Raw genomic sequence first — 15,704 nt, 5'->3', positions numbered from 1 at the left:
GACGGCCGGATCGCCGCCGAAGGCACCGCCGAGCAGCTCAAGCGCCTGATCCCCGGCGGCCACGTCCGGCTCCGCTTCACCGACCCCTCCGCCTATCGGTCCGCCGCCCTCGCCCTGCGCGAGGCCACCCGGGACGACGAGGCCCAGTCGCTGCAGATCCCCAGTGACGGCACTCAGCGAGAGCTGCGCTCCATCCTCGACTGGTTGGACTCGACAGGCGTCGAGGCGGACGAGCTGACCGTGCACACCCCCGACCTCGACGACGTGTTCTTCGCCCTCACCGGCGCCACCGACCAGCGCAAGGAGGAGCTCCGATGACTTCCCTCTCCCTCGCCGTACGCGACACGAACACGATGCTGCGCCGCAACCTCCTGCACGCGCGCCGCTACCCGTCCCTCACGCTGAACCTGCTGCTGACCCCGGTCATGCTGTTGTTGCTCTTCGTCTACATCTTCGGCGACGTGATGAGCGCCGGCATCGGCGGCGACGGTGCGGACCGCTCCGCGTACATCGCCTACCTCGTACCGGGTCTCCTGCTGATGACCGTAGGCAGCACCACGATCGGCACGGCGGTGTCCGTCTCCACCGACATGTCCGAGGGCATCATCGCCCGCTTCCGGACGATGGCGATCCACCGCGGCTCGGTCCTCATCGGGCACGTCATCGGCAGCGTCCTGCAATCCATCGCCAGCGTGGCCCTCGTCGGCGCCGTCGCCGTGGCCATCGGTTTCCGCTCCACCCATGCCACCGCCCTGGAGTGGCTGGCGGCGTTCGGGCTGCTCGCACTCTTCGCCCTGGCGCTCACCTGGATCGCCGTAGGGATGGGCATGGTGAGCCCGAACGCGGAGGCCGCCAGCAACAACGCGCTTCCGCTGATCTTCCTCCCGCTCATCTCCAGCACCTTCGTGCCGATCGGCGCGATGCCGGGCTGGTTCCAGCCGATCGCCCAGTACCAGCCCTTCACCCCCGCCATCGAGACCCTGCGCGGCCTCCTCCTCGGCACCGAGATCGGCCACAACGGCTGGCTCGCGGTCGCCTGGTGCCTGGCTCTCTCCGCACTCGGCTACTACTGGTCGAAGGCGACCTTCAACCGCGATCCGAAGTAACCGGTGCAACCGCACGGCTGCGGCCCTTCTATCTCCAACGCGGGTTGTTCATAGAATGGCCGTGTGAAGGACATCGATGTGATCGCACTGCTGCAGGATCCGGTGCGCCGCCGCCTGTACGAGTACGTGGCCGCGCAGGGCCGTGAGGTCGGCCGCAACGAGGCGGCCGAGGCGGCCGGGGTGGCGCGCACCCTCGCCGCGCACCACCTGGACAGGCTGGCCGAAGCCGGCCTGCTGGAGAGCGGGAGCCGCCGCCTGACGGGCCGCTCGGGGCCGGGAGCGGGCCGTCCCGCCAAGGTGTACACGCGGGCGCGGGTCGAGCGGTCGGTGTCGCTGCCCGCCCGCGACTACGGAACCGCCGCCGAGCTGCTCGCCGAAGTCGCCGAGCAGGCCGGGCTGGACGCCGGGCTCTGCGCGGCAGCGCGCCGCCGGGGTGAGGCCCTGCGCGGCGCGGCGGAGCCCTGCGGCGGCCTCGAGGAGGCCATGGAGGTGCTGGCCGCCCGCGGCTACGAACCGCACCTGGAGGACATCGGGGGCGAGGGCGGGGAGGCCGCAGCCGTCGTCCGTATGCGCAACTGCCCCTTCCATGCCGTCGCCGAACGCTTCCCGCCGCTCGTGTGCGGAATGAACCTCGCGCTGCTGGAGGGGCTGCTGGGCGCGGACGGTCCCGTTCGCGCCCGCATGGATGCCCGGCCGGGGGAGTGCTGTGTAGTGGTCGAGAGCTCTAAAAGCAATGAAGATTGACATAGAAAACCGGGCCGTGCTGGGATGAGGCCATGACCGCATCCGCATCCGCATCCGCGCACGCCGCCGCCCACCTCGCCCAGCTCAACGTCGCCACGCTCCGCTACCCGCTCGACGACCCGCGCGTGGCGCCGTTCGTCGAGATGCTTGATCCGGTCAACACCGCCGCCGACGGCGCGCCGGGCTTCGTATGGCGGCTCGTGGAGGAGGGGGCGCCCGATGCCACCGGCCTGCGGCCGGCGGGCGAGCACGTCATCGTCAACCTGTCCGTGTGGGAGAACCAGGAGGCCCTGTGGGACTTCGCCTACCGCAGCGGGCACCTGGAAGTGATGCGGCGGCGCCGCGAATGGTTCGAAAAGCACGTCGAGGCGCACCTGGTGCTCTGGTGGGTCCCCGCTGGCCACCTCCCGACCGTCAGCGAGGCCCTGGAGCGGCTGGCGGACCTGCGTGAACACGGGCCGTCCCCGCGCGCGTTCGCCTTCTCCCCCTCCTACACCGCCGCCGAGGCTGCCCGGCACCTCCAGGCGGGGGACCCGGCAGCGCTCTGAACGCCTCTACGGCGGACGCCGGTCAGCGCATGACGGCAGGCGGGCGCGGCTGACGAACGGCCCGCGACGAGGCGCCGGCAGTCCGGGCACGGGGCGTATGAGGACCTTGCGCCGGGGCGTGCGCGGGTGTGTGGGGGCGCGAAGGGAAGCGGATGCGACCTTTGCGAAAGATTTTTGGGTACCGGCGTGCACGATCGGGCGTGTTTTTCGATGGGGTGGTGTGTGGGAGCACTTGGTGCTCCCACGGCTGCCGGAGCCGGGGCGAGGCCCCGTCCGGTCCGTCCACGTCACTGGAAGGTTTCGCGTCGGCATGAATGTTGTTGAGTTGGTCGCCTCCGTCCTGATAGTCGCCACTGCGCTCCGTGTTTCCGCTTGTGACCGTTTGGTACGAGCCGTCCCTGCGGGTGGCGAATTGCAGCCATGGGGGAGTGTGTGAGCGAAGGAGATTTCGACCCATCGGGGGACCAGGCGGTCTCCAGCGAGCTGGCTGGTGTCCTGCCGGTGGAATTCACAGCGTTCCACTCCCAACAGCACCGCGCCTACCTGCGCTACGCGCACCTTCAACTGGGCTCGCGCCAGGACGCGGAGGACATCGTCGACGACGTGTTCACGTTCCTGCTGAAGGTGTGGCGCCAGGCGTTGAAGGAGGCGAGCCTCCACGGCTTCGCATGGGCCGTGCTGCGTGAGCACGTCGAGCGGCGGCTGGCGGTCCTGGGCAGGCCGCGGGCCATGGTGGAGACGGCCTGGTTCGCCGCCTTGCGCCGCTCCTCCAGAGAGCGGATGGAGCTGCTGGAGTCCAAACTCGGCCTGTACGCGGCCATCGCGGGTCTGCCCGAGCGGCACTACGACGTGGTCCTGCTCGCGTTCCTGCTCGGCTACGACTACGACTCGGTCGCCCGGATGATGGGGATCTCCCCGGCCACGGTGCGTTCGCACATCCGGGGAGCACGTCGAACGTTGTCCCAGAAACTCGGGGTGGCCTGGGCGCCTGGAGAGGAGAAGAACCAGTGAGCGACAAGACTCGCGACCGCGACGCCGTGATGTGGGAGCAGTTGGACGCCGCACTGGAGGAGGCGCAGGTTCTGGTGGAGGAGTACGCCGGCTACGACGAGGGCGCGGCCCGGCGCCGGATCGCCCGCAGGATCGCCGCCGACCGCACCCGCTCGGCGATCGGAGTCGCCGGCCGGGGGCTCGCGCCGGTGGCGGGACCGGTGGCGTCGGACGACCTCGTACTGGATGCGGCCTGCCACGTACGGGCCGCACGGTGCCTGGACGACCTGGCCTGGTCCCTGGTGGAGAGCAGGGCCTTCGCCGAACTGGCCCTGGATGCGGGCTCATGGCCCCACGGAGTGGACTCGGCGCTGCTGTTCGGATGCCTCCTGCACCTGGCCGATCAGATGGAGGGCGCGCAGTTCTGGTTCCAGTACGCGGCCGGGGCGGGATCGCAGACCGCGGCCCAGTGCCTCTACCTCCACCACCTCACCCGCGCCGAAGTCTCCACGGCCCGCCACTGGGGGTGCCAGGTCAAGGCGCTGTCCCCGGACGAGCACCTGCCGCCGCTGCCGCCGATGCCGGCGGACCTGGAGGACGCACTGGGCGCCTCGGTCATCTGGACCTCCCCGCCCATCACGACCCAGGACCTCACCTCCCTCGCCACCGGACCCGGGCGCGCGAGCCGGCCCCCGTACCGGCTGCCCGCGCGACTGCACCGCGCCGTCACCGCGCGCCTCTGGTCGGAGGATCCGGACTTCGGAGAGGTCCCCCTCCCCGCCCCGCAGATCGCGGTGGCCATCGCCCAGCACGCACGTCTCAACCCGCTGCACCTGACGACCGAGGCGAGCGTGTGGACGCTCGACGCGCTGAAGCAGCCACAGCTGACACACGCCGCCCGCACCTCACCCGAAGGGCGCCCGGCACCGGCCGCGCTGGAATCCGTCCACCAGGCGCTACGGGTCCTGGAGGTCATCAACCGCTACTCGGGCGGCGTGAGCCTGATCCAGATCGCCCGCGAAACCCAGCTGCCCCAGCTGATCCTGGCCCGGACCATGGAACAGCTGATCCGGGCGAACCTGGCCACCCCGATCGGACCCGACGCCTACGTCGCCGGTACGGCCCTGCTCCTGACCGAAGCGGTCAACGAGAACGGGCGCGGGCGCCTGCGGGAAACCCTCGCCTGGGTCCGGGACGCGGTCGGGGCCGCCGTCTACGTCGCCCGCTACACCGACGGCGAGGTCTCCATCACCCAGTACGCCGACGGCCCCGCCGCACCGGTGGTGGAGGAGTGGGTGGACTTCCGGGTCGCCGCGCACGCCTCCGCGGTCGGCAAGGCCCTGCTGACCCAGCTCGGCTACGACGGTCGCAAGGACCACCTGTCCCGGCACAAACCCGTCCGGTTCACCTCCCGCACCATCACGAGCCAGCAGGCCCTCTTCTACCAGCTCGACACGCGACAGCCCAACGCCCCGCTGCTCGACATGCAGGAGTACGCGCTCGGCACGGTGTGTGCGGCGGTCCCGATCACCGCGGGCCCCAACCCCGAGTGCGTGGCCCTGTCCATTCCCGCCACGGACCCGCGCCGCCTGAGGCAGGCCGCCCGGATCCTGCAAAGCGAAGCGGCCGCGGTCCTGCTCGCCCTCATCGTCACCGGCAGCGCCCAACTCGCACCGCGCAGGGCAGAGGACGCCGAGGGCGGCGGGGTACACCAGCTCCGGACGCCGCAGGCCGGTGCCGGTGAACCGGGGAGCAGCATCCTGACCTCGACCGCCTAGGAACACCGCTCGGCAACGACAACTCCGCCCCAAGGGACGGGCCTACCGCGCACCACACGGTGGGCCCGTCCTTCGCGCAGGCGGGCACCAACTGATCACACACGGCCCGATCCGAAGCTCTGCTCCCTACAATTGGTCATGTGCCTGACAGAGTTGGCACTGCGCCACCACTGCACCACTCCCATGAACGGCACCACACCCCAAAGGGAGCGACCAGTACATGACCAAGTCTGAGAGCACGGGATACGACTACGACGTCGTCATCAGCGGAGCCAGCCTCGCCGGCAGCGCCGCGGCGATCCTGCTCGCTCGCCGCGGTGTCCGCGTCGCCCTGCTGGAGCGCCGCTCGGACTCCGAAGCGTACAAAGTGCTCTGCACCCACTCCATCACGGCCAACGCCTACCCGGTGCTGGACGAACTCGGCCTCGTCCCCGCCCTCGAAGACGCGGGAGCCGTCCGCAACGAGGCGCGCTGGTACACCCGCTGGGGATGGATCGAGCCGAAGGCCGCCCCGACGGGCCCCGAGCTGCCGTACGCGTACAACGTCCGGCGCAGCACCCTCGACCCGCTGATCAGATCCCGTGCGGCGCAGACCCCTGGCGTCGACCTGCTCCTCGGTCACCACGTGACCGGACTGGTCCGCGAAGCCGGGCGCACCCTGGGCGTGCGCGCCTCGACACCGCAGGGCGGGCGCGAGATACGGGCCCGCCTGGTGGTCGGCGCCGACGGCAAGGACTCGGACGTGGCCAAGCTCGCCGAGGTGCCCACCCGGCAGCACGAGAACACGCGGTTCGGCTATATCGCGCACTTCCGGAATCTCCCGTTGCCCGGCGGGATCGGCCAGACCTGGTTCCTCGAGCCCGACATGGCGTACGCGTTTCCGAACGACGACGGGGTGACGGTCCTCGCGGTACTCCCGGACAAGAAGCGGCTGCCGGAGTTCCGGGAGGACCTGGAGGGCAGCTTCCTCAAGTTCGTACGCGCCCTGCCCGAGGCGCCGCCCGTCGACTCCGCCGAGCGCATCACCAAGATCATCGGTACCGTCAACTACCCGCTGATCAGCCGTGAACCGACCGCGCCGGGCGTCGCGCTGATCGGCGACGCCGCCATGACCGGAGACCCCCTGTGGGGCGTGGGATGCGGGTGGGCCCTGGAGTCCGCGCAGTGGCTGGCGGAGGCGGTCGCCTCGGCCGCAGCCGGTCGGGGTGACCTCGACCGCTCGCTCGCGGCGTACTCGCGCACCCACCGGCGCCGGTTGCGCGGCCACCAGAACCTGGCCGTCGACTTCGCCAAGGCGCGGCCGTTCAATCCCGGCGAGCGGCTGATGTTCTCGGCGGCGGCGCGCGACGAGTCGATGGCGCGGCACATGTACTTCTTCGGATCCCGCCTGATGGGTCCGCTGCGCTTCTTGAGTCCCCTGGCGCTGGCCAAGGCCTCGGCCGTCAACATCAAGCACCGCAGGACCGCTGTGCCACCTGCGGACCGTGTGCCAGACTCGGCACATGGCGCATGATCACACTGCCGCAGCGCTGCGCATCGGCCACGGTGACCCCGAACTCAACGAGAGCTTGTCCAGAGGGCTGGACGAGCTGAACTTTCCTGCCACCGGCACCACAGCCGCCGACCAGGGCGAGCTGTCGGTGAAGGCCGTCGACGAAGCGGGCGAGCTCATCGGGGGGCTGACCGCCTGGACGTGGGGCGGGCTGCTCGGCATCGAGATGCTCTGGGTCCGTGAGGACAGCCGCAAGGACGGCTGGGGAAGCAGACTCCTCCTCGCCGCGGAGGAGGAGGCGCGGCGGCGCGGCTGCGACCGCGCGAGCGTCTCGTCCTTCACCTTCCAGGCCCCCGCCTTCTACCAGCGGCACGGGTACGTCGAGACGGGCAGAACGCTGGGGATCCCCGGCGGCGCCGAGGACGTCCACATGTACAAGACGCTGGCCCAGCGAGCCGTCCGATCCAGCGCCGTCCGATCCAGCGCCGTCTGATCCAGTGCCGTCCGATTCAGTGCTGGCTGTTCAGGAAGCCGATGGCGACGGCGCCCCACCAGGCGACCTGCGATACCGACGCCGTCACCGCGCAGCGGATCATCAGCGGGCGGGGGACGGGGCCGTCGACGGCGGCCAGCCGGCGGTGCAGTGCGGAGGCCTGGACACCGTTGAGGGAGAGCACCAGGACGAGGCCGAGTTTGACGCACGTCAGCGGTGAGCCGAGATCGGGGTGGAGGAAGGCCCCGCTGAAGAGCAGACCGCCCAGGCCGGCCCACACGGGCAGGTGCAGGGGGGCGGTGAAGTCGAGGACCTCGCGCAGGGTTTTGCGGCCGGTGAGCCACAGGGCGCCGTAGTAGTCGATGGCGAGTACCGCGCCGAACCCCACGACCAGGGAGGCGAGGTGCACGAACAGCGCCGCAGTGTGCAGCGTGGCATCGGCACGCAGGTGCACGGCGATCCACGTCGTGACTGCCCACCCGAGGCATACGGCGAGGGATGCCGCCGCGGTCCCGCACCACGAGGGGAGCTGGAGGAGCTCTGCTTGCCCACCTGGTCTTCGGCGGGTCGAGGTGGCGTCGGCGGTGGACATCGGGCTGCTCCAGGGATCTTTTCGCGGGGGTGCGCCCACACCAGCCGGGAGCGAGCAAGGTAAGGCTGGCCTAAGCTCCGCAGGCCGTCAAGGTGACCGTCCGCACAGTGGACACGCCACTGCGTTGCCACGGGACGCACGCCCCGGAGGCGGCTCCCCTCTCCCGAAGGAGCATCGACGGTCACCGCCCGGCGCCGGTGATCGTGAGTGCGTCCCGGACGCGTCACGGAACCGCCACAGCGCCGCGGCCCGCAGAACCGGGCGCGACACGCCGCTGTGTTCTGCGATGCGTGCCGGTGCGGGATCGGTCGTGGACCTCGGGAGAGCTCATGAAGCACAAAGCAGGCATCGGCCGGACCGCGGCAGCACTGCTCGCAGCGGTGGCGGTCACCGTCCTGGCCGGGGGCTGCACCCCGTCGGGGGACGACGGCGCGCAGGCCCCGCCGGCGGCACCGCCCGCGGGTACGGCGTCAGCGCCGCCGTCGCCGTCCACGACGCCGACCGCCGGATCCTCCTCCGCAGGCGGCTCGGGCGGCGGCGCGAAGCCCTGCAAGGCCGACCAGGTCAAGGTATCCGAGGCCCACCAGGCCGAAGTCCGGCCGAAGGGCACGGGGACGGGCGCCGCCATCGTCTCGGTCACCAACTCCTCGGCGCACGCCTGCACCCTCAGCGGATTCCCGACGGTCGCCGGAGCCGGCAACGGTTCCCCCGACCGGAACGTCCCGCTCGCCACCACCCACACCGGCTCGGCCTCCACGGTGTCCCTGGCCCCAGGCGGCCGTGCCTGGACGAAGCTGACCTTCGTCAACGTCCAGGGTGAGGCCGACGGTTACTGCGTATCCGGCGCCACGCCCGTCACCTTCCCCACGCTCGTCCTCGGCGTCCCCGGGGCCGGCGCGCACCAGATCGCCATGGACGACGGGGTCTTCGCCGAGTGCGACAACAAGGTGACCGTCACCGCCTTCACGTCGGCCAAACCCTCCTGAGGCCGTTACCAGGAGCTCGAAGGAGCTACCGGCGACCCGGACTCGCCGGCGAGGCAGGCGTGACACAGGCACCGGTCCGGGTGGGGACGGGACGGCGCGATCTCGGCGCGGTACTGGCGCGCGTACCGCTCCAGTACCGCGGAAGCCTCCGCCGCCCCGTCCGCGCCGAGCCCGTCCCGGTGCCACCGTGTCTCACGCAGCCGCTCCAGGACGCGCGGGGTCCGTCTCGCCCAACCGCCCTGCCCCCCTTGTCAATTCGCCGCGCAGCCCGGAACGGTCATGCCAGGAGGACCTACCCGGCGCCGCCCCGCCAGATGTTGTCGAAGGCCGCCTCCTCGACGGCCTTGCGCTGCCGTACGGAGGCCAGTTCCACCACCGCGGCATTGACGGCGGCCAGCACCGCCGCGACGGCGTCGTCCGTCACGTCCGGCGAGTCCGCGGTCCGCTCGCCACGGACCCCCACGGCCTCCACGAGGTTGACGAGGACGGGTTCATCGGACGCCAAGCGGTCAGCCGCCCGGCTGCGCACGGGCGAATCGACCAGCACCAGCTGACCGGCCCGGAGGGAGATCCCGCGCCGGGGTTGGCGGACGAGCTGCCCTTCCGCCTCCAGGGCGGCCTGGTAGGCCGCCGACAGACCGCGGCCCCTGCGCCACAGCCAGTCACTGACCGTCTCGTAGGGCGCCTCCCGGACGAGCGACGCGGCTGCCTCCCCCAGCAGGTGATCGGCCGGCTCCGGCTGGTGGCCCGGCACGAGACGGTCCCCGTCCAGCGTGACGGCCCGGGCGGAGAGGAGGTCGATCACTTCGGCCCCCGCGAGCGCGAGCGACAGGTCGCCCTGCTCGACAGGGGCACCGGACCCCGTCTCCATGGCAACGATCAACAAGTCCCGCGTGGTGGTCATCAAGGGCTCCTCACAACCGTGACGGAAGGGCATCGATCCCAGAGGCCGCAGCTTACGGGCCGGGAGATCGATCGGATCACCTGCGGGCGCGCCGGTCCCGTCCCGTCCAAGAGATCCGAAAAAGAATTTCGCCCGACGATGTCGAGAAGCCGTGGCTGGCTCCGTCCCCGTAGTGAAGGCGGCCAGAATGGGCCGCACTCGCACTCGCACTCGCACCGAGGAGAGACATCATGGCCAAGTACCTGCTGCTCAAGCACTACCGGGGCGCCCCGGCCGCGGTCAACGACGTCCCCATGGACCAGTGGACGCAAGAGGAGATCTCGGCCCACGTGCAGTACATGAACGACTTCGCGGCCCGACTGGAGGGGACGGGCGAGTTCGTCGACGGCCAGGCGCTCGCCCCCGAGGGCGCGTGGGTCCGGTACGACGGCGAGGGGCGCCCGCCCGTCACCGACGGCCCGTTCGCCGAGACCAAGGACCTCATCGCCGGCTGGATGGTGATCGATGTCGACAGCTACGACCGCGCGGTCGAGCTGGCCGGAGAGCTGTCGGCCGCCCCCGGGGCGGGCGGGAAGCCGATCCACGAGTGGCTGGAGGTACGCCCGTTCCTGGCCGCTCCGCCCACCATCACGGAGTGAGCCCCGAGGTGAACGAGAGCCTGCTCCGCAGCCTCACGCCGAGCGTGCTCGGGGTCCTCGTCCGCCGCGGAGCCGACTTCGCGGCGGCAGAGGACGCCGTTCAGGACGCGCTGGTCGAGGCGGTCCGCGTCTGGCCGGCAGACCCGCCGCGAGACCCCAAGGGCTGGCTGGTCACCGTGGCCTGGCGCCGGTTCCTCGACGCGACCCGGGCGGACACCGCCCGCCGCCGGCGCGAGGACCGCGTCGAAGAGGAGCCGGCGCCCGGGCCGGCGCCCGCGGTGGACGACACGCTCCAGCTGTACTTCCTGTGTGCCCACCCGTCGCTGACTGCTTCCTCGGCGGTCGCGCTCACGTTGCGCGCCGTCGGAGGGCTGACCACCCGCCAGATCGCCCAGGCCTACCTGGTGCCCGAGGCGACCATGGCGCAGCGCATCAGCCGGGCCAAGCGCACCGTCTCAGGCGTACGGCTCGACCAGCCCGGCGATGTCGCCACCGTGCTGCGCGTGCTCTACCTGGTCTTCAACGAGGGCTACTCCGGCGACGTCGACCTCGCCGCCGAGGCCATCCGGCTCACCCGGCAGCTCGCGGCCCAGTTCGACCATCCCGAGGTGGCGGGGCTGCTCGCCCTCATGCTGCTCCACCATGCCCGGCGCGCCGCTCGAACCACGGCCGACGGGCGCCTGGTGCCGCTCGCCGAGCAGGACCGCGGCCGGTGGGACACCGGGGCGATCGCCGAGGGCATCGGGATCCTGCAGGGGGCCCTCGCCCGCGACCGGCTGGGCGAGTTCCAGGCCCAGGCCGCCATCGCGGCACTCCACGCCGACGCGCCGACCGCCGAGGCGACCGACTGGGTGCAGATCGTGGAGTGGTACGACGAGCTCGCCGGCCTGACCGACAGCCCGGTGGTCCGGCTCAACCGCGCGGTCGCCGTCGGCGAGGCCGATGGTCCGCGCGCCGGTCTGGCGGCGCTCGCGGAGGTGGACGGCACAGTGCCGCGCCACGCCGCGGTGGGGGCGTACCTCCACGAGCGCGACGGCGACCTGGTGACGGCGGCGGGCCTGTACGCCGAGGCGGCCCGAAAGGCCCCGAACCTCGCCGAACGCGACCACCTGACGCGCCAGGCCGCACGGCTCAACTCCGCCCGCCGTGAGTGACCGACGGCCTGAACACCCCTGGCCGCCGAGAGCCGCCGTATCAGGCGCGAGCGGATGCGCGCCGGATCGCATCCAGCGTGCGCGCCACGTCGTCGTCGTTCGTCGACCAGTTGCTCACCGAGATCCGCATGACACGCCGGCCCCGCCAGGTGGAGCCGCTGATCCAGGCCGTGCCGTCTTCGAGCAGTCGGGTCAGTACCCGTTCCGTGCGTTCGTCGTCGCCGAACTCGGCGCAGACCTGGGTGAACACCACCTCGTTGAGGACGGTCGCGCCGTCGATCCCCGCGATGCCGGTGGCGAACGCGGAGGCGTGGCGGCACAGCCGCTCGACGAGGTCGGCCACGCCCGAGCGGCCGAGGGACCTGAGCGCGGCCCACACGGGGAAGGCCCTGCCCCGCCGGGAGAGTTCGGGGACCTTGTCGATGGGGTCGCCCTGCTCGTCCTGGATCAGGTAGTCGCCGCGCAGGCCCATCGCCGCGCGGACCGCGAGCGGGTCACGCACGATGGCGAGGCCGCAGTCGTAGGGGACGTTGAGGGTCTTGTGGGCATCCGTCGCCCAGGAGTCGGCGTCCGCACAGCCCGCCGCCAGGTGTGCGTAGGCCGGGGACGCCGCCGCCCACAGGCCGAAGGCGCCGTCGATGTGCACCCACGCGTCTGCTTCGCGGGCCGCGCGGATCGCCTCGACGAAGGGATCGAAGGCGCCGGAGTGGATGTCCCCGGCCTGGAGGATCACGAGCGTGGGGCCCTGCCCGCCGGCCGCCAGGGCGTGACGTAGGGCTTCGGGATCGATACGTCCTTGACCGTCCGCCTTCACCAGTTCGGGTTCGCCGAGCCCCAGGTAGCGCAGCGCCAGGTCAACGGCCATGTGGCGGTCCTCGCCGGCGACGACGCGGACGGCGGGCCCGCCGGTGAGCCCGTCGCGCGCGACGTTCCAGCCGGCGCGCCGTAGCACCGCGTCGCGCCCGGCGGCGAGGCAGGTGAAGTTCGCCATGGTGGCACCCGTGGTGAAGCCGACGGCGCTGTTGCCCGGCAGGCCGAGCAGGCTGAGCAACCACGCGCCGGCCACCTCTTCCACCGCCGCGTAGGCGGGCGAGGCGGCGCGCATCACGCAGTTCTGGTCCCAGGCGCTGACCAGCCAGTCCGTCGCCAGCGCGGCCGGCTCGGTGCCGCCGACCACGAAGCCGTAGAAGCGGCCACTGGGGAACGCGGTGAGCCCCGGCTCGCAGGCCGCCGCCAGCAGGTCGACGACGTCGGCGGGCGCGCTGGGGCCGTCGGGCAGTGTGACACCGAGCGCGCGCACGATCTCCTCGACCGAAGCGCGCGCGGGAACCCCCCGGTCGGACAGGCTCGCCAGCCAACGGACGGCATGCCCGTACGCCTGCCGGAGCGCCATTTCGCGCGCGTCCATACCTCGGACTATGGGACAGCCACCACGACCCCGCAAGCCACGGCCGAGTGTCAGTGGCCTTGGGGCTGTGCGACGAGGGATCGCCCGTGCAGTGGACGGTCGCCGCGCACCTGCTGCCCCGCCGGTGCCCCTACCTGTCCGACGCGAACACCACGCGTGCGTTGTCGATCAGCAGGTGCCGCTCACCGTCCACCGGACACCGCAGGTCGACCGAGAGGCTGTGGACCCGCCCATCGGGCGCGAACGTGTACGCGACGGCCACGTGGAACACATCGTGTGCCGCAGGACAACTGACCGTGTCCGCCGACGCGTGGGGCGGCACAAGCTCCCACTCGGGGGCGCCGGGGTACACGTCTCCGTCCTGGATGCCGAGCGGCAGGCAGCAGCCCTCGCAGAAGCATTCGCCCAGAGACACCTCGAACCGGTCCCAGTCGCAGTATCGGCACACGATGGGCACGCCCACCATCTGCCCCGCGACCGTCTCGACCACCGGCCCGGCCCACCCCGCGTCTTTGCTCTCCATGACTGGGATCCTCGCAGGTCCCGGGCATCGAAACGGGGGCGGGTCAGGCCCGTGCGAGACGAGGGAAGAGGACCTCGGCGTTGCCCCGGTCGATCGAGTGGAGCTGCCCGTCCTCCCAGTGCGGGTAGCCGTCCAGCCCGTCGTCGAAGCCGCTGCACCACTCCTCGGGCACCATGGGGAAGTCGCTGCCGTACAGGACGTGTCCGGGCTCGGCGAAGGCGAGGAGCGAGGGCAGCGAGGCGGGGCCCGCGCAGAACGCGGTGTCGAAGTAGAAGCGCCGCAGCTCGGCCAGGAGGTCCTCGGGGGCGGCGCCAGGACGCAGCCGGGCGGCGGCCGCGAAGCGGTGGGCGGCGTACGGCAGGAAGCCGCCCGCGTGCGGGAGGATCATCTTCAGCCCGGGGTACCTGCCCGGCACCCCGGCCAGGGCCAGGTGCAGGGCGGTGCGGGCGGTGTCGTACGGGAAGTCCACCAGCGGGCTGGGCAGGCCCGGGACCATCGCACCCGGTGGCGCGGTGGGGTGGACGAGGACCACCGCCGAGCGTGCGTCCAGTTCGGCCCAGAGCGGCTCGAAGTCCGGGTCTCCGAGGTAGCGGCCGTAGGCGTTGGACAGGACCATCACACCGTCGGCATCCAGCTCGTCCAAGGCGTGGGCGGCTTCGGCGAGCGCCCCGTCCACGTCCGGCAGGGGAAGGACGGCGAAGTTGCCGAACCGGTCGGGCCGGTCCTTCACCAGCTCCGCGGTGAACTCGTTCACGTCCCGGGCTGCGGCTCGGGCCCCCTCGACGTCGTCGGGAGGCCCGAGCGGAGCCGCGTAGGAGAGGATGCCGGTGGCGATCGAGCGGCGGTCCATCATCGCGATCGCGCTCTGCCAGTCCCAAGCGGGTGCCGGCCAGCCGACGGCAGCGGCCCGGTCGGCGATCGCCCGGCTGCGTTCGGGCGGGATCACGTGCTGATGGACGTCGATGCGAGCGTGTTCGTTCATTCGGTGCCTCGTCTCCTCGCGCCGACCGCAGCAGTCCATGAGACTCCACGGGTACGACGCCCGCCAGCACACGCGAACGCCGCCACACCCGGTCCACCCGTCCGGCCCACGCACCGCGCGCCCCCGCCGAAGGCGGGCCATGGAAGGGCGAGCCGGACGACGCGTCCGGTGGCGCGCGCCTACCCCCGGCTGTCGGCCAGGGCCGCGGCACCGGGGGCGCAAGCCTCTCGCAGCGCCGCGAGCTCTGCTGCGGGCAGTCGGCGGGATGCGCCCCGCCGACTGCCGTCCAGGCACGCGACCCCGGCGTCGAGCCATCGGGGGAGTGGCTCGACGCCGATGAAGCCGGCCAGCCGGGCCAGCTCCTTGCGGGGCTCGTCGAGCAGATCCTCGTAGGCGAGCGTGGTCCGTAGCGGTTCGGGCAACTCGCTGAGATGGGCGACGCCCTGGACGACGAGTTGCGACCACAGCGCCGCGAAGCCCGCCGACGGCAGGTCGCGGTCCAGCACCAGCGCGGAATCGAAGCGCGCGCCCAGCAGCTGGGACAGCTCGGGCGGCAGAGAGCGGACCTGGTCCTCGGTCAGGTCCTCGACGCGCTCGGCGCCGGTCCGGGCGAGGATCTCCCGCAGCAGGAAGATCAGCCGGTACCCCGTATGCCGGCTCATGGACAGCGCGCAGTCGGGCCCGTCCCTGAACAGGTGCACGAAGCGCGCCTGCGGGAAGGCCTTGCGCAGGAGCGGCACCCGCTCCAGTGAATAGCCGGACCGTTCCACCACCGCCGAACGCCCGAATCGCGTACACAGCAGGCCGAAGAGGGCTTCGTAGTGGCCTGCGGCGGTTCGGTCCGGCCAGCCGCGCACCTGCTTGTCCAGCTCGTCGAACAGGCCGTCCGGGTCATCGGTCAGGTGGGGGAGCACCATCAGGGACAGAGCGGGGATGCCCGTGGTGTCGGTCGCGAAGCGTCCGGGACGGCGCGTGTAGACGAACTCCGGCATCGGCACCCCGTTGCGGATCATCCCCTCGAACAGCGGATTGGGGTCGGCCAGCAGCCGCCAGAACTCCCCACCGTCCAGGAGGCCTTCCGGGAAGCCGCGGCTCTGCACCGACGACAAGAGCTCGTTGAGACTGAGCACGTCCGGGTGCGCGTTGACGATGCCAGAAAGCGCGGTCGAACCGCTGCGGCCCGTACCGACAACGAAGGTCAAAGTGCGCACGTCATCCATCTCCTCCGGCGACGACCGTGGCGTTCGCGTGCAGGCTTCCCGCAAGGGCGGAACTTGACGCCTCTCCCGCGCGAGTCGAGGCCCCTTCGGGCAGGCCGCCTAGGAGCCGCGGTCGCTTGCGGACGGCGGACCCCTGTGCGTATCGG

15 protein-coding genes and 2 pseudogenes are annotated in these 15,704 nt (G+C 71.7%); 11 read left to right on the top strand and 6 right to left on the bottom strand.

Going from position 1 to position 15,704, the window contains the following annotated elements; translation table 11 throughout:
• From ACZ7GJ_RS29090 to ACZ7GJ_RS29055, 8 genes and pseudogenes are all read left to right on the top strand, one after another.
• Positions 1-318 (top strand): annotated as a pseudogene (locus tag ACZ7GJ_RS29090) (ABC transporter); the annotation flags it as partial.
• Positions 315-1,106, top strand: coding sequence for an ABC transporter permease (locus ACZ7GJ_RS29085; RefSeq protein WP_470755876.1), 792 nt, complete (start codon positions 315-317; stop codon positions 1,104-1,106). The pseudogene ACZ7GJ_RS29090 and the gene ACZ7GJ_RS29085, both read left to right, overlap by 4 nt.
• A gap of 63 nt (positions 1,107-1,169) precedes the next feature.
• Positions 1,170-1,850 carry a helix-turn-helix transcriptional regulator gene (locus ACZ7GJ_RS29080; protein ID WP_470755875.1) on the top strand — a complete coding sequence of 227 codons (681 nt, stop codon included), beginning with the start codon at positions 1,170-1,172 and terminating at the stop codon, positions 1,848-1,850.
• 32 nt (positions 1,851-1,882) lie between these two features.
• A complete protein-coding gene (locus ACZ7GJ_RS29075; protein ID WP_470755874.1) occupies positions 1,883-2,398 on the top strand; it encodes a DUF3291 domain-containing protein in 516 nt (171 codons plus the stop codon).
• A gap of 432 nt (positions 2,399-2,830) precedes the next feature.
• Positions 2,831-3,409 carry an RNA polymerase sigma factor gene (locus ACZ7GJ_RS29070; protein ID WP_470755873.1) on the top strand — a complete coding sequence of 193 codons (579 nt, stop codon included), beginning with the start codon at positions 2,831-2,833 and terminating at the stop codon, positions 3,407-3,409.
• A gap of 863 nt (positions 3,410-4,272) precedes the next feature.
• Positions 4,273-5,040: pseudogene (locus tag ACZ7GJ_RS29065) on the top strand (IclR family transcriptional regulator domain-containing protein); the annotation flags it as partial.
• Between the two features lie 346 nt (positions 5,041-5,386).
• Entirely contained in the window at positions 5,387-6,679 is a 1,293-nt protein-coding gene (locus ACZ7GJ_RS29060; protein WP_470755872.1) for an NAD(P)/FAD-dependent oxidoreductase, read from the top strand.
• Positions 6,669-7,151, top strand: a complete 483-nt coding sequence (locus ACZ7GJ_RS29055; RefSeq protein WP_470755871.1) for a GNAT family N-acetyltransferase — start codon at positions 6,669-6,671, stop codon at positions 7,149-7,151. The genes ACZ7GJ_RS29060 and ACZ7GJ_RS29055 overlap by 11 nt, the downstream gene beginning before the upstream one ends.
• A 16-nt stretch (positions 7,152-7,167) precedes the next feature.
• On the opposite strand, the gene ACZ7GJ_RS29050 is transcribed toward ACZ7GJ_RS29055, so the two are convergent.
• The gene (locus ACZ7GJ_RS29050; RefSeq protein ID WP_470755870.1) at positions 7,168-7,743 is read right to left on the bottom strand and encodes a hypothetical protein; all 576 of its coding nucleotides are present in this window, start codon (positions 7,741-7,743) and stop codon (positions 7,168-7,170) included.
• Positions 7,744-8,072: 329 nt separating this feature from the next.
• Here ACZ7GJ_RS29050 and ACZ7GJ_RS29045 point away from each other — a divergent pair, with 329 nt between their 5' ends.
• Positions 8,073-8,729: a DUF4232 domain-containing protein gene (locus tag ACZ7GJ_RS29045; RefSeq protein WP_470755869.1), complete on the top strand. Its 657-nt coding sequence runs from the start codon at positions 8,073-8,075 to the stop codon at positions 8,727-8,729.
• A 292-nt stretch (positions 8,730-9,021) separates the two neighbouring features.
• Here ACZ7GJ_RS29045 and ACZ7GJ_RS29040 read toward each other — a convergent pair whose 3' ends face one another.
• Entirely contained in the window at positions 9,022-9,633 is a 612-nt protein-coding gene (locus tag ACZ7GJ_RS29040) for a GOLPH3/VPS74 family protein (RefSeq protein ID WP_470755868.1), read from the bottom strand.
• Positions 9,634-9,863: 230 nt separating this feature from the next.
• On the opposite strand from ACZ7GJ_RS29040, the gene ACZ7GJ_RS29035 reads away from it, so the two are divergent.
• Both ACZ7GJ_RS29035 and ACZ7GJ_RS29030 read left to right on the top strand, forming a co-directional pair.
• A complete protein-coding gene (locus ACZ7GJ_RS29035) occupies positions 9,864-10,271 on the top strand; it encodes a YciI family protein (RefSeq protein ID WP_470755867.1) in 408 nt (135 codons plus the stop codon).
• 8 nt (positions 10,272-10,279) lie between these two features.
• Positions 10,280-11,425, top strand: coding sequence for an RNA polymerase sigma factor (locus ACZ7GJ_RS29030; RefSeq protein ID WP_470755878.1), 1,146 nt, complete (start codon positions 10,280-10,282; stop codon positions 11,423-11,425).
• A 40-nt stretch (positions 11,426-11,465) separates the two neighbouring features.
• Here the strand turns inward: ACZ7GJ_RS29030 and ACZ7GJ_RS29025 are convergent, their stop codons facing one another.
• The 4 genes from ACZ7GJ_RS29025 to ACZ7GJ_RS29010 all read right to left on the bottom strand — a co-directional run bounded on the left by ACZ7GJ_RS29025 (position 11,466) and on the right by ACZ7GJ_RS29010 (position 15,549).
• Positions 11,466-12,833, bottom strand: a complete 1,368-nt coding sequence (locus tag ACZ7GJ_RS29025; protein ID WP_470755866.1) for a pyridoxal phosphate-dependent decarboxylase family protein — start codon at positions 12,831-12,833, stop codon at positions 11,466-11,468.
• 130 nt (positions 12,834-12,963) lie between these two features.
• Positions 12,964-13,356, bottom strand: a complete 393-nt coding sequence (locus tag ACZ7GJ_RS29020; protein ID WP_470755865.1) for a hypothetical protein — start codon at positions 13,354-13,356, stop codon at positions 12,964-12,966.
• Positions 13,357-13,399: 43 nt separating this feature from the next.
• Positions 13,400-14,338 (bottom strand): amidohydrolase family protein, encoded by a 939-nt coding sequence (locus ACZ7GJ_RS29015; protein ID WP_470755864.1) that lies wholly within the window; start codon positions 14,336-14,338, stop codon positions 13,400-13,402.
• A gap of 179 nt (positions 14,339-14,517) precedes the next feature.
• Positions 14,518-15,549 (bottom strand): sulfotransferase, encoded by a 1,032-nt coding sequence (locus tag ACZ7GJ_RS29010; protein ID WP_470755863.1) that lies wholly within the window; start codon positions 15,547-15,549, stop codon positions 14,518-14,520.
• Positions 15,550-15,704: the final 155 nt, after the last annotated feature.

This window comes from Streptomyces sp. NPDC037242, from assembly GCF_055604165.1.
The sequence above is the reverse complement of the archived record's forward strand: the minus strand, read 5'-3'. Positions and strand labels throughout refer to the sequence as shown.

Bases quoted from the DNA above. Each gene is read 5' to 3' on its own strand.
- ACZ7GJ_RS29085 (WP_470755876.1), top strand. From the start codon at position 315: ATGACTTCCCTCTCCCTCGCCGTACGCGACACGAACACGATGCTGCGC.
- ACZ7GJ_RS29075 (WP_470755874.1), top strand. From the start codon at position 1,883: ATGACCGCATCCGCATCCGCATCCGCGCACGCCGCCGCCCACCTCGCC.
- ACZ7GJ_RS29060 (WP_470755872.1), top strand. From the start codon at position 5,387: ATGACCAAGTCTGAGAGCACGGGATACGACTACGACGTCGTCATCAGC.
- ACZ7GJ_RS29055 (WP_470755871.1), top strand. From the start codon at position 6,669: ATGGCGCATGATCACACTGCCGCAGCGCTGCGCATCGGCCACGGTGAC.
- ACZ7GJ_RS29050 (WP_470755870.1), bottom strand. From the start codon at position 7,743: ATGTCCACCGCCGACGCCACCTCGACCCGCCGAAGACCAGGTGGGCAA.
- ACZ7GJ_RS29045 (WP_470755869.1), top strand. From the start codon at position 8,073: ATGAAGCACAAAGCAGGCATCGGCCGGACCGCGGCAGCACTGCTCGCA.
- ACZ7GJ_RS29040 (WP_470755868.1), bottom strand. From the start codon at position 9,633: ATGACCACCACGCGGGACTTGTTGATCGTTGCCATGGAGACGGGGTCC.
- ACZ7GJ_RS29035 (WP_470755867.1), top strand. From the start codon at position 9,864: ATGGCCAAGTACCTGCTGCTCAAGCACTACCGGGGCGCCCCGGCCGCG.
- ACZ7GJ_RS29025 (WP_470755866.1), bottom strand. From the start codon at position 12,833: ATGGACGCGCGCGAAATGGCGCTCCGGCAGGCGTACGGGCATGCCGTC.
- ACZ7GJ_RS29020 (WP_470755865.1), bottom strand. From the start codon at position 13,356: ATGGAGAGCAAAGACGCGGGGTGGGCCGGGCCGGTGGTCGAGACGGTC.
- ACZ7GJ_RS29015 (WP_470755864.1), bottom strand. From the start codon at position 14,338: ATGAACGAACACGCTCGCATCGACGTCCATCAGCACGTGATCCCGCCC.